The sequence below is a fragment of the Pauljensenia sp. UMB3104 genome, assembly GCF_030217285.1.
Lineage (GTDB): Bacteria > Actinomycetota > Actinomycetes > Actinomycetales > Actinomycetaceae > Pauljensenia.
This window is the reverse complement of record NZ_JASONN010000424.1, coordinates 1-254: the sequence shown is the minus strand read 5'-3', so window position 1 is coordinate 254 and position 254 is coordinate 1. Positions and strand designations below refer to the sequence as shown.

Sequence of the window (254 nt, the reverse complement as noted above, 5' to 3'; positions counted from 1 at the left end):
CTCATGGTCGTCTCCGTCCTCGTCTGTGCGCGCTACTGCGCGCCACCGTTCCAGCCGGGGCGCAGGGCGAAGGATTGGATGCTGCGCCTATACCCCATCAGCAGATTTCGCGCCACGAGGTAGCGCGACATTGTGCCCGTCGTCAAGAGCACCCGCTTACCGCCCCCATTCCACGGCTGGTAGGAGAGAGTGAGGACGTCCTCATCGTCATTTTGCTCGAGCGCATACACGCCGGTCTCGCTCACCTGGAATAC

General features: G+C 62.6%; 1 pseudogene. It reads right to left on the bottom strand.

Annotated elements, in window-relative coordinates:
* Positions 1-32 precede the first annotated feature (32 nt).
* Positions 33-254 (bottom strand): annotated as a pseudogene (locus QP415_RS12265) (hypothetical protein); the annotation flags it as partial.